We start from the raw sequence: 12,840 nt of genomic DNA on the forward strand, positions 1-12,840 counted from the left end.
GACCTACCCTCCCCAACAAACCCATAAACAGCTTCAACCCCAAATTCATGAATACCAAATCACTTCACGCCGTTTGTTTTGTTTTTTGTCTTTGACTTTGGCCGTTCGCATTCACACCATGGCTTGTACGCCACATATTCAATTTAAAACCCCTTACTTTTTTTGTTGCGACGATTAAAATTTGTCAATAGTGACAAAACCAATAACACGTGTGTGAGCTGCATGCCCCCCATGACCTCTGACCATTCCGTCCTGGCGGTTGCCAAGCGACCCACAAGTGCTGCCTTTCATGGCTTCGTTCGACGCCTGCACATGGCCAGTCAAACGGATGACCCCGTACTGCTGGCTGGCGAGGTGGGTACAGGCAAGCGACAGTCGGCCACCACGGTACACAACGTCAGCGCTCGCAGCGGACACAACTTTGTGCAAATCGATTGCCTGGGCATCAAGGAAACCAAGTTCGAGCTGGAGATCCTGGGTTCACTCAACCCCTTCAACCACCAGTTGCGCCAAGGCGCCGTGTCTCTGGCCGAGGGCGGCACGCTTTACCTGCATGAGGTCGGTGAATTGCCGCCCGCCAGCCAGACCCTGCTGCTGCGTCTGATGGAAAGCAACACCTATTCCCCCGTCAACTCCAGCGACACCTACAACAGCGATTTCCGCCTGATCACCTCGTCCAGCCAGGACCTGATGGCCATGGTGGAGCATGGCAAGTTCCGCAATGATTTGCTGCACCACATCAACACTTTGACCATACGCACGCCCTCCCTCAATGAGCGTCGCGAGGACATCGCTGACCTGGTCAATTCCATCTTGCAAGAGATTCCCGGGGGGCGCCACAAACAGGTCAGTCCCGAGGCCATGGAGGTGCTTTGTCACCACAAGTACACGGCCAACATCCTGGAGTTGCGCAACATCATCCACCGCCTGGTGGGCACCTTCGAGGCCCAGTGCTATTCAGGCCTACAGGTGGTGCAAGCCATTCATGCGGGCACGCCTTCTAGCAAATCAGAGCGGGTCATCGAAAAAAAATCGCAACGCTCCATGCTGCCCGACTTCAATGGCTACCTGGATCAGGCCCAGAACAATCCACCGGCATTCGCCCAGCCCGAGCAACAAGTAGGGGCTCAGCAATCGATTTTTCAGGGGGCCAGTCATTCCGCTTACGCCAGCACGACTTACCACATCGGACCCCAAACTGCGCCTGCTCAACCCGTGGCTGAACCTGCATGGCCATCGGCCAAGGTGGCCGACATCCGCTCACGCCAGGTTCAAGCCCCGCCTCAACCCCCGAGTTGGCAAGCCAGGGTTGCGGACATGGAGTCTGAAGACGAAAGCATGGGGCCATTCACGGCCCTGAAAGCGCAGGAGCGCGATTACATTGCGCGGCTGGTGGATTACTGCAACGGCGACAAGAAAAAAGCGGCCGACATTGCAGGCGTGACCTTGCGCACGCTGTATCGCAAGCTCAAGCATTGACCACTGCAGACGGCCTTGGCGAGAACTGGCATCAGACCATTTCCTGGATGAGCTTGAGTGCTTGGGTGGTTTCGGGCTCGGAGCCTTCGGCAATGACTTCGTCCAACACCGATTTGGCGGTGGTTGCATCGCCCATGCTCAGGTAAATTTTCGCCAGATTGAGGCGGTCTTCGGCCACGGTTCTGGGTGGCGAAGCACGGGTCTTGCGTGCGCTGTCAACCACCAGCGTCGGACGTGTAGGTATGGGGCGCACGTTATCTGCCACCTTGGCCTCTTGAGTAAATGCATGAGAACTCACCTCATGCGCAGGTCTTGCACTGCGCACAGGCACATTCAGCTCGGGCGACTGCGACTCCGGCTCGGTGTTTGGCGCATCTAGCCGACGCCCCCAGTGCTGACGCCCCAACAAAAACCCCAAGAGCAGCAATGCGCTGCATACCAGTGCCAACCAGACCATCAATTCTGTTTTGGACAGGCTCAAATGAGGCATGAGCACCGTCACAAAAGGCCCCTCTGTCTGAGACTTCAAGTCATCCGGCATCGTTTCTTCCGTCGGGTTCGGCTCAGCGACCAATGGTGAAAGCGTCAAGGTGTCTTGAGCTTTGGGGGCGCCATCAGCCGCATTGGCCGAAGCAGTCACCGTTGAAAATTTTCCAATTGGAGCGCTGGCCGGCACACTGTTTGTCTCCACATTTCGGGATATTGAGGGCAAGTTCGCCTGCACGAAATTATTGGGCAGTGGCTTATTGGATGCGGGCAGCGGTGCAGTCAGTGGCACCAGCATCACCTCCCCTTTGCTCACTGTGGACTTTTCTGCCACTGTGACTTTGTAATGCAGCGGCATTTTTTGCTGCCCATGGCTTACCCACAAAAGCAAATCAAAGGTCTGCTCAGCCACCGGGTCGGCCGACACCAATTCAATGTAGCCTGCATCTTCCCGGGTCAACACCACCCGAGCCCGGATGAATTTCAAGGCTTCGGCCCGCGTGAGTCCCCAGCGTTCATAGTCACTCGGCGAGCCTGTTTGAACCTGAATCTCCCGGGACGCCCCAGGCAAGGTTTGCGAAAAGGGCAATACGGCATGAAACACCGTGAACTGACTGGATGAAACCGTCAAATCAGCCAAGGTAAAGGCATGTGACGAGATGCTGCAAAGCAAGACCAGCAAACTGCAAACGGCACGTCCCATTTGCCTTGCCGCAATTTTGCTCAGACAGACGCGCACGCTCAGCATCACTGCACACCCCCACGTTTTGTGAGCGCACGCAGTGCAATTTCCAAAAAAACCAAGCTATCAACCATTGATGTATTTGTCATTAATGACAATTTATACCATTGGTTCAGCTCATGGCGTGGAAGTGATGCCCTGCTCAAGCCAAGAAAAAAGCCGCAACTTCTTGCGAAGCTGCGGCTTTTTGTTTGGTGGCCTGGGACGGAATCGAACCATCGACACGCGGATTTTCAATCCGCTGCTCTACCAACTGAGCTACCGGGCCTGAGCTTTGAATTATAGCAGAGTAAAACAGGGGGCCTGAATTTTCAGACATGTTTTACGCGATGCGTTTGCTACGGGACAAATCAATGCCGAGTTGTTTGAGCTTGCGGTACAGGTGTGTGCGCTCCAGGCCCGTCTTTTCTGCCACCTTGGTCATGGAGCCGCCTTCATGGGTCAGGTGAAACTCGAAGTACGCGCGCTCGAAGGTGTCACGCGCCTCGCGCAATGGGCAGTCCAGATCGAAAAGCTGTCGCTCTTGAGGACCCAAATTTTCCTCAGCGCTCGGTGCGGGGGGCGGCACGTAAAAAGCTGTGGACTGAAAGGTGACGGTGGTGGCAATTTGGCGAACTTGCTCACGCGCCAAACCTTGCTCAACCGCTTTAAGCAATTTTTGCAGGGTAATGGGTTTTTCGAGAAATGCCTGCGCGCCGATCTTGACGGCATCGACGGCGGTATCAATGGTGGCATGACCACTCATCATGATCACGGGCATGGTCAGCAACCCCGATGAGGCCCACTCTTTGAGCAAACTGACGCCATCGGTGTCAGGCATCCAGATGTCCAGCAACACCAGGTCAGGGCGCATGCGGTGGCGAATATCACGCGCTTGGGCGGCATTCTCGGCCAGTTCAACCTGATGCCCTTCATCGAACAGGATTTCAGACAGCAGGTCACGTATGCCCAGCTCATCGTCCACCACCAAAATATTTGCCATATTGACTGTCTTGTCTCAGTTCATGAAGAGGGCTGGTTCGGCGCGCCCTGTGTTGCGTCCAATGCGAATGATAGCGATACTTGTGCGCCTTTGATTTCTCCGTCTTGGATGACGTTGCTCAGCTCAATGCGCGCACCGTGTTCATCGGCAATTTTTTTGACCACCGCCAGACCCAAGCCTGTGCCTTTGGCTTTGGTGGTGACGTAGGGCTCAAAGGCTCGCTTGAGGATGTTTGGCTCAAATCCGGGTCCCGTGTCTGTCACGCTCAGGCGCACCCGTTGTCGCAAGACGCTCCATTCTGTGCGCACCAATACACGGGCGTTGGGCAAGGCGTGTCCACGACTTTCACAGGCGTCCTGGCCGTTTTGCAGCAGGTTATGGATGACCTGCCGCAGCTGCTGCACATCACCTTGTATGGGGGGGCAAGCCGGGTCCAATTCGACACTCACTGGCGCCCTGTGCACTTGATCACTGGGTTCGCTGGCATACAACACCATCAGATCGGTAATGAGTGCATTGAGCTGCACGCTTTTGAGTTCTGCTGAGGGAAGCCTTGCGTAGTCACGAAATTCATTGACCAGCCGTTTCATGGCATCAACCTGATCGACGATGGTTTTAACGGACTTGGTCAGCAATGCATCGTCTTGCGCTGCCAATTTGCCGATCAATTTGCGCTGGAGTCTTTCGGCCGATAACTGGATCGGCGTCAGCGGGTTTTTGATTTCGTGCGCCAGACGCCGAGCGACTTCACCCCAGGCTTGCGAGCGTTCTGCGGAAACAATTTCGGATATGTCATCAAACACCAACAAACGCATGCCGTCAGGCAAGACAGCACCTCGGGCCAACAAGGTGACACAGCTTTCTGTCAAGCCCTGCCCCGTGGCATGAATTTCATATGACTTTTGCCAATGGTCAAGTTCATGAGCGCCTTTGTCTGAGCGCAACAGCGTAAATTGTTCGGCCACGCCTTTGGCAAATTTCTCCAGCGTCGGCAAACTCAGCAAGCTCAGTCCTTCATGGGCCGCCACAGGCACCCGCAAAATGCGCGTTGCTCCTGGGTTGGCAGACAAAATGATGCCATCCGCATCAAGCACCATCACGCCGGATGTGAGGTTGTCCAAAATGGTTTGCAAATTGCCACGTGCTGAATCCAAGGCCTCCAGACTGCGCTCCACACTGGCCCGTGCGTCTGACAACTGTTGGGTCATGTCGGCGAACGAGCGTGTCAGGCCGCCCAACTCATCCTTGCCTTGCAGTGCCATTTTGGGTGTCAGGTCACCTGCGGCCACCTGGCGCATACCGTGCGCCAGCAGCAACAAGGGTCTGGCCAGCTGATTACCCAGCAATACCGCCAGCAAAATGGCTCCCAGCACGGCCAGAAACAGGCTGAGCGTCAGGGTGCCTATGTACATGTGGCGCAACCCTTCGCGGGCCAACGCACGCTCTTGGTATTCACGGTAGGCGGCTTGCACTTCGAGCGCGTTGTTGACTAACGTGGGGGGCAACTCCTGCGTGATTTGCAAGAGTTTGCGGTCTTCGTCAAACGCCATGCCAGATTGCGGCACCAGCACCAGCACCTTGATTCGACCTTTATCTCCACCAGAGCTTGATTCATCCAGCCCTTCAATCCATTCCACGCCGCCCTTTTGCCGGGCCTCCTTGATCATGGAGGCGGGGGGCCGTTCGGGCCTGATCTGGAACCTGGACTGTCCAGAACTGGCCAACATGCGGCCATTCGTTGTCCAGAGCACCACATCACTGAAGCCTTGCTGTTCTTGCAACTTTTCCAGCGCTACGCCGGCGCTGGCATCCATCGTGTCGGCCAGTTGCGACGCAGCAGCCCGTGTTTGCTTGCCCAAATCGTTGCTCAGGGTGTCCAATGTGGCCCGTCCAAGATTCAGGCCGCCGACCAGTGCGGCCTCCACTTTCACATCAAACCAGCTCTCGATAGAGCGAGATACAAACTGGTAGGAGACGACATAAATCAACACCCCTGGCACCACGCCGACCAAAGCAAAGATGGCGGCCAACTTAAGGAGCAATTTGGCGCCGAATTGGCCACTGCGCCAACGCAGGATCAATCGAACAAAACCCCACAAAATGGTCAACAACAATCCGCCAGCAACGATGCGATTGACCAACACCAGCCATTCGTAGTTTTGGTTGTAGCGACCACGGTGCCCGGTGGCCTGCGTGAGCAACACCAGCAGGCCCAAACCAATCACCACCATGGCCACAGCACCGAGGGTCATCAACCATCTACTGGTTTTTGTCGCCCACAAGTTTTGTCGGCTGGTCACATTCGCAAACAAGGCCATGTCAACGCACCATGTCGGCACTCAATCGCAAGCTGCGACTGATCACCAAATTCCAGTCCGCTTGATTGCCAGCAGCAATTTGAAAAGGTCTGGGCAACTGGGAAAAATCCAGCTTGAAACGGTAGATCAAGTATTGATTTCCATCGGCGTCCAAGTCTGGAGCGTTGGCTACTTTCCAGCCCGATTGCCGACGGATCACCCCCAAGGCTTCAGCGAGTGTTTCGTAATTTTGCGAGATGGTGCTCGATAGACCCGAGTTTGAGATGGGTTCACTCGATACATTCAAGCGCCAACGCCGCGTCAAAGGTTGAAAGGCCAAACGGTAATAACGGCTGACGCTGCCCAGTTTGCGGTCATACCAGTACCAACGGTCACGCATGAGTTCGGCATCGGCCACAAAGTGCACCGCCAGGCCTTTGACCAAGGCGTCCTCCACGGCGGGACCCAACTCCAGTTTGAGCTGCGCATTCAGAACCAGCGCACTGTCTTGGCGCTCCACCCGCAGTTCTGTCAATTCGGCCACAGAAGACTGCGCGCCCACCTTGCACACCCACAACAAGCACAGGGCGCCCAAGACCCAAAGGCGACAGCGCCGAAGATCAAACTTGGCGCTTTTCCAGCAGTGCGTAATAAAACCCATCGTGTTCACCCAGTTGATTGTCCTCGACTGGCCGTCCTCTGGGCACGTTTCCCGGCATCAAATGCCCCGGAGATGGGTGCAATGTGGCGTCAGTGTTGCGTTGAAGAAACGCTTGTATGACGTCATCGCCCTCCAGCTTGAAAACCGAGCAGGTGCAATACAAGAGGCGCCCACCGACTTTGAGAAGGGGCCAAAGGGTCTTCAACAATTGTGTCTGTACCTGTGCTAACTGTGCACTGTCCGTGGGACGGCGCAACCAGCGCACATCGGGATGTCTGCGCACGATGCCAGAAGCTGTACACGGGGCATCGAGCAAGATGGCATCAAACGGCTGCCCATCCCACCAGGTCTTGGGCATGCTGGCATCAGCCCCACGCACTTGTGCCTTGACCCCCAGCCTTTCCAAATTTTCATGGATTCGGGCACAGCGCTCTTCATCTACGTCCAGGGCCAGCACCTGGGCCTGCGGACTAATTTCCAGAATGTGTCCGGTTTTGCCACCCGGTGCAGCACAGGCGTCCAGTACATGCCAAGGCTGCTGACTGTCCCACCCCTGCAGCAACAAGGGCGCCGCGATTTGCGCTGCGGCATCTTGCACCGATACATGGCCTTGTTCAAACCCTGGCAATTGATGAACAGGCACGGCTTTGTCCAATTGCAAACCATCCGCACCCACCGGTTTACATGCCCAACCTTGAGCAGCCAGTGCATCCTGGTAGGACTGCACGCTGTGGTGTTGCCGGTTCACCCGTAAAGTCATGGGTGCCGGTGTTTGCGCCATCTTCAGCAGCGCCTGCCAGTGGTCTGGGTGGTCTGCCTGCAGCCGGTCTATCCACCACAAGGGATGATTCCACTGCGCCTGGGGGTTGCCAGACGTCTGCCCCACCAAGACCTCACGCTCGCGCATGAATCTTCGCAAACAGGCATTGATGAAACCGCTTTGCACCTGTGTGCTGCGTTGCTGGCGAGCGGCTTCCACCACTTGATTGACGAGTGTATGCACCGGATACGGCGCCCGCGCCTCGTCCCAGCACAAGGCCAAGGCTGTACACAACAGGGCATCGGCAGCGGGTGGTGGTGCTTTGCTGGCCAGCAACTCCCGCAAAGCTGTAGCCTGTCCGAGCTGCCGCAAGGCATGAAAGCTCAAGGCCTGAACCCCTGGACGCAAAACCTGGGGTACAGATTGGAGTTGTGCGGTCAAGGATCGGCCTGCGCGCACGGCCTGTACTGCTGAAGCGGTGGCCTGCAGCAGACGCCACAAGGGAACGGATGAGGCAGATGAGCTACGGGTATCGGCGGGAGTTTTGACGGTTTTCATGCAATGCGTTTCAGCTCGTCGACAAAGACAAGTCCATGCGAATGGCGGGCTTGAATTTCAAACGCCGCCCCAGCCAGGATGCAGGTCGCATGGACAAGGCCTCGTTGTAGGCCAAGACAGCCACATGGTAGGGAATCAAGGCTGCGGGCAAAGTCTGACGCATGCGGTTCAGGGCAATGTCCAAATCCGGCCGAATGGCTTGAGGGGCTGTTTGCTGCATCAGCCGGATTTCCGCCACCAGTTTCAGGTGCTGGGATACCACTTGTTTTTGACTGTCTTCATCAAGGGGTTGCAGCCTCGCTTGCGTCAACGCCTCCAGCAATTCATCACAAATGATTTGAAGTTGTTGCAAGTCTTGCGTTTCGCCCTCGCTGGCCAATGCCTGACGAGCGGCCAAGCCGCCTTGCAGGCGCACGAGCAATCTCAGCCACACGGCATCCACACTGCTCCATTGACGCACGACTTCACTGCGCAAACGAACCAAGCGGTTGTGCGCACCCACCGCCCAAAACAGCAACACAGCCAGAAATATGCCAAAACCCAATGCACCCATCACAGCTCCTCATGTTTGCATCTGCAACAAAACAGCCCCTGTCCGCAGGCGGTACAGGGGCTGATCAAGATCACCGACGCATCGGTGATGTCATGGCTCAGGCGGCTTCGCCTGCATCCGAGACAGCTTCTGTCACCGAGGAACCCGCCAGATCTGCAGCTTCGGCGTCCGCAATGGCGCGGCGCTCAGCGTCGTCCATCGCATCTTTCACCTTGCGTGCCTGATGGTAGGCCAGACCCGTACCGGCAGGAATCAAGCGACCCACGATCACGTTTTCCTTCAGACCGCGCAATTCATCACGTTTGCCCATGATGGCCGCTTCGGTCAGCACACGGGTCGTTTCCTGGAAGGAAGCGGCCGAGATGAACGAATCGGTCGACAAGGACGCCTTGGTGATACCCAGCAACAAGTTGCTGTACGTCGCAGGAATCTTGCCGTCTTTTTGCAGGGCGTCATTGGTGTTGAGCATTTCAGAACGCTCCACCTGTTCACCGGCGATGTAATTGGAGTCACCAGCGTTCTCCACCACCACACGGCGCAGCATCTGACGAACAATCACTTCGATGTGCTTGTCGTTGATCTTCACACCCTGCAAGCGGTACACGTCCTGCACTTCGTCCACGATGTAGCGGGCCAGCTCTTCGATGCCCAGCAAACGCAGGATGTCTTGGGGGTCGGCAGGACCGTCCACAATGCTTTCACCTTTGTTCACCACTTGGCCTTCGTGCACCAGGATGTTCTTTTCCTTGGGGATCAGTTCATCCCAGATCTTGCCTTCCGGATCAGTGATCTGCAAACGGACCTTACCTTTGGTTTCCTTGCCGAAGGACACGGTACCGGTGATCTCGGCCAGCATGCCTTTGTCTTTAGGAGAGCGTGCTTCAAACAGTTCTGCAACACGGGGCAAACCGCCGGTAATGTCTCGGGTTTTCTGCCCTTCAACGGGGATACGGGCCAGCACTTCACCTGGGCCTACATCCATGCCGTCACGGACCTGGATCAGCGCGCCGATCTGGAAGCCGATCGTCACCGAGTGGTCGGTGCCAGGAATTTTGACTTCCTTGCCTGCGGCGTCAATCAGTTTGACCTGTGGACGAATGACTTTGGCTGCACCGCGACGCTTGGGATCGATCACCACCAGTGTGGACAGACCGGTCACTTCATCCACCTGTTTGGCAACCGTCAAACCTTCTTCGACGTTCTCGAATTTCACCTGACCGGCGAATTCGGTGATGATCGGACGGGTCAAGGGATCCCAATTGGCCAAGATGGTGCCAGCCTTGATGGTCTGGTCTGCCTTGATGGACAAGATGGCACCGTATGGCACTTTATGACGCTCACGCTCACGGCCATGCTCGGTGATGATGATCTCACCTGAGCGAGCAATCACCACCAACTCGCCTTTGGAATTCGTCACATAACGCATCGTGGCATTGAAGCCGATGGTGCCGTTGGACTTGGCTTCCACGCTGGACGCCACCGCTGCACGCGAGGCTGCACCACCGATGTGGAAGGTCCGCATGGTCAGCTGCGTGCCAGGCTCACCGATGGACTGAGCAGCGATCACACCCACGGCTTCGCCATTGTTGACCAAACCACCGCGACCCAAATCACGGCCGTAGCATTTGGCACACAAACCAAAGCGTGTGGCACAAGTCAACGCGGTGCGGACCTTGACTTCATCCACACCTGCGGCTTCGAGTTCGTCGATCAGGTCCTCATCCAGCATGGTCCCTGCAGAGGCCAGCACCGAACGGTTCTCTGGATGCAACACATCTTCAGCCACTGTGCGGCCCAAAATACGGTCACGCAGCGATTCGATCACTTCACCACCTTCGACGATGGCGCGCATCAGCGAACCGTCAGCGGTACCGCAATCGAGCTCGGTCACGACCAGGTCTTGGGTCACGTCCACCAGACGACGGGTCAGGTAACCCGAGTTCGCGGTCTTCAAAGCCGTGTCAGCCAGACCTTTACGTGCGCCGTGTGTCGAGATGAAGTACTGCAACACGTTCAGACCTTCACGGAAGTTCGCCGTGATGGGGGTCTCAATGATCGAGCCGTCAGGCTTGGCCATCAGACCGCGCATACCAGCGAGCTGGCGAATCTGGGCTGCAGAACCACGGGCACCGGAGTCGGCCATCATGTAAATCGAGTTGAACGATTCCTGATCGACTTCATGACCATGGCGGTCAATGGTTTTTTCTTTGCGCAGCTGGTCCATCATCACTTTGGAGACGACGTCACCGGCCTTGCCCCAGATGTCCACCACCTTGTTGTAGCGCTCGCCAGCAGTCACCAGACCGGAGACGTATTGCTGCTCAATGTCTTTGACTTCTTTTTCAGCCGCTTCAATGATGGCGGGCTTCTCAGGCGGCACCAACATGTCGTCGATGCCAATGGAGATACCGGCGCGTGTGGCCAAACGGAAACCGTTTTGCAGCAACTTGTCGGCAAACACCACGGTCTCTTTCAGGCCGCACTTGCGGAAAGACGTGTTGATCAGCTTGGAGATTTCCTTTTTCTTCAGCGCCTTGTTCAGATTGCTGAAAGGCAGGCCTTTGGGCAGGATCTCGGACAACAAGGCACGGCCCACGGTGGTTTCCACCATCGACACAGCGGAGGTGAATTCACCAGTCGCCTTGTTTTTGGTCCACTCGGTCATGCGCACACTGATCTTGGCAGCCAACTCCACAGCATCCGAGTCCAAAGCACGCTGCACTTCACCGATGTCGGAAAAGATCAGGCCTTCACCCTTGGCGTTGATACGGTCACGGGTGGCGTAGTACAGGCCCAGCACCACGTCTTGAGACGGGACGATGGAGGGCTCACCCGATGCGGGGAACAAGATATTGTTCGACGCCAGCATGAGTGTGCGGGCTTCCATCTGCGCTTCCACCGACAGCGGAATGTGCACGGCCATTTGGTCACCGTCGAAGTCGGCGTTGAAGGCCGCGCAAACGAGGGGGTGCAACTGGATGGCTTTGCCTTCGATCAGCAAGGGCTCAAACGCCTGGATGCCCAAACGGTGCAGCGTAGGCGCACGGTTGAGCATCACGGGGTGCTCTTTGATGACCTCTTCCAGAATGTCCCACACCACGGGCGTGCCGGCTTCGACTTCCTTCTTGGCGGCCTTGATGGTGGTCGCGATGCCCATGGCTTCAAGACGCGCAAAGATGAAAGGCTTGAACAGCTCAATCGCCATCAGCTTGGGCAAACCGCACTGGTGCAGCTTAAGGGTTGGGCCCACGGTGATCACGGAACGACCGGAGTAGTCCACGCGCTTGCCCAGCAAGTTCTGACGGAAACGACCGCTCTTGCCTTTGATCATGTCGGCCAAAGACTTCAGGGCGCGCTTGTTGGCGCCGGTCATGGCCTTGCCACGGCGGCCGTTGTCCAGCAAGCTGTCCACGGCTTCTTGCAGCATCCGCTTTTCGTTGCGGGCAATGATCTCTGGAGCTTTGAGTTCCAGCAAACGGCGCAGACGGCTGTTGCGGTTGATGACGCGGCGGTACAGGTCGTTCAGGTCGGAGGTCGCAAAACGACCACCGTCCAGTGGCACCAAGGGACGCAGGTCCGGTGGCAACACGGGCAGCACTTCGAGCACCATCCACTCGGGCTTGATGCCCGACTTTTTAAAGGCTTCCAGCACCTTCAAGCGCTTGGAGTTCTTCTTGACCTTGAGTTCGGAGCCGGTCAGGTCACCGCGCAGACGCTCGATCTCGCTTTCGATGTCGATGCCTTGCAACAATTCCTTGATGCCTTCAGCGCCCATCTTGGCCACGAACTCGTCGCCGTATTCCTTGACTTTGGCGTCGTAATCATCTTCAGACATGATGCTGAATTTCTTCAGCGGCGTCATGCCCGGGTCGGTCACCACATAGGCTTCAAAGTACAGCACACGTTCGATATCGCGCAGCGTCATGTCGAGCACCAGGCCCAGACGAGACGGCAGCGATTTGAGGAACCAGATGTGGGCGCAAGGCGCGGCCAGGTCGATGTGACCCATGCGCTCGCGACGCACTTTGGTTTGTGTGACTTCAACGCCGCACTTCTCGCAGATCACGCCGCGGTGCTTGAGGCGCTTGTACTTGCCGCACAGGCATTCGTAGTCTTTGATGGGGCCAAAAATCTTGGCGCAAAACAGACCATCGCGCTCGGGCTTGAAGGTGCGGTAGTTGATGGTTTCCGGCTTTTTCACTTCACCGAAAGACCAGGAACGGATCTTCTCGGGCGATGCCAGGCCGATACGGATCGCATCGAAGTGGTCATCGGGCGTGAACTGCTTGAACAGGTCGAGTAGTGATTTCATGGTTTAAATC

The 12,840-nt window shown here is 56.5% G+C and carries 8 protein-coding genes and 1 tRNA gene; 1 reads left to right on the forward strand and 8 read right to left on the reverse strand.

Features of this window, described 5'->3' with window-relative positions; translation table 11 throughout:
• The first annotated feature begins 231 nt into the window (after positions 1 to 231).
• Positions 232 to 1,479: a sigma 54-interacting transcriptional regulator gene (locus AMM33_RS08040; RefSeq protein ID WP_255350680.1), complete on the forward strand. Its 1,248-nt coding sequence runs from the start codon at positions 232 to 234 to the stop codon at positions 1,477 to 1,479.
• Between the two features lie 31 nt (positions 1,480 to 1,510).
• Here the strand turns inward: AMM33_RS08040 and AMM33_RS08045 are convergent, their stop codons facing one another.
• The 8 genes from AMM33_RS08045 to rpoC all read right to left on the reverse strand — a co-directional run bounded on the left by AMM33_RS08045 (position 1,511) and on the right by rpoC (position 12,830).
• Entirely contained in the window at positions 1,511 to 2,668 is a 1,158-nt protein-coding gene (locus tag AMM33_RS08045) for a FimV/HubP family polar landmark protein (protein ID WP_194945332.1), read from the reverse strand.
• Between the two features lie 231 nt (positions 2,669 to 2,899).
• Positions 2,900 to 2,975, reverse strand: a tRNA-Phe gene (locus tag AMM33_RS08050).
• 54 nt (positions 2,976 to 3,029) lie between these two features.
• Entirely contained in the window at positions 3,030 to 3,689 is a 660-nt protein-coding gene (locus AMM33_RS08055) for a response regulator (RefSeq protein WP_090140235.1), read from the reverse strand.
• Between the two features lie 20 nt (positions 3,690 to 3,709).
• The gene (locus AMM33_RS08060) at positions 3,710 to 5,941 is read right to left on the reverse strand and encodes an ATP-binding protein (protein ID WP_369802417.1); all 2,232 of its coding nucleotides are present in this window, start codon (positions 5,939 to 5,941) and stop codon (positions 3,710 to 3,712) included.
• 67 nt (positions 5,942 to 6,008) lie between these two features.
• Positions 6,009 to 6,647, reverse strand: a complete 639-nt coding sequence (locus AMM33_RS08065) for a DUF4390 domain-containing protein (RefSeq protein WP_090140237.1) — start codon at positions 6,645 to 6,647, stop codon at positions 6,009 to 6,011.
• Complete coding sequence (gene rsmB, locus AMM33_RS08070) at positions 6,607 to 7,965, reverse strand: 16S rRNA (cytosine(967)-C(5))-methyltransferase RsmB (RefSeq protein ID WP_090140239.1); 1,359 nt, start codon at positions 7,963 to 7,965, stop codon at positions 6,607 to 6,609. The genes AMM33_RS08065 and rsmB overlap by 41 nt, the downstream gene beginning before the upstream one ends.
• 10 nt (positions 7,966 to 7,975) lie before the next feature.
• Complete coding sequence (locus tag AMM33_RS08075) at positions 7,976 to 8,518, reverse strand: LemA family protein (protein ID WP_090140242.1); 543 nt, start codon at positions 8,516 to 8,518, stop codon at positions 7,976 to 7,978.
• A 97-nt stretch (positions 8,519 to 8,615) separates the two neighbouring features.
• On the reverse strand, positions 8,616 to 12,830 hold the full coding sequence (rpoC, locus tag AMM33_RS08080; RefSeq protein ID WP_090140244.1) for a DNA-directed RNA polymerase subunit beta': 4,215 nt from the start codon (positions 12,828 to 12,830) through the stop codon (positions 8,616 to 8,618).
• Positions 12,831 to 12,840 lie beyond the last annotated feature (10 nt).

It is taken from the genome of Limnohabitans sp. DM1 (assembly GCF_001269385.1).
GTDB lineage: Bacteria > Pseudomonadota > Gammaproteobacteria > Burkholderiales > Burkholderiaceae_C > Limnohabitans_A.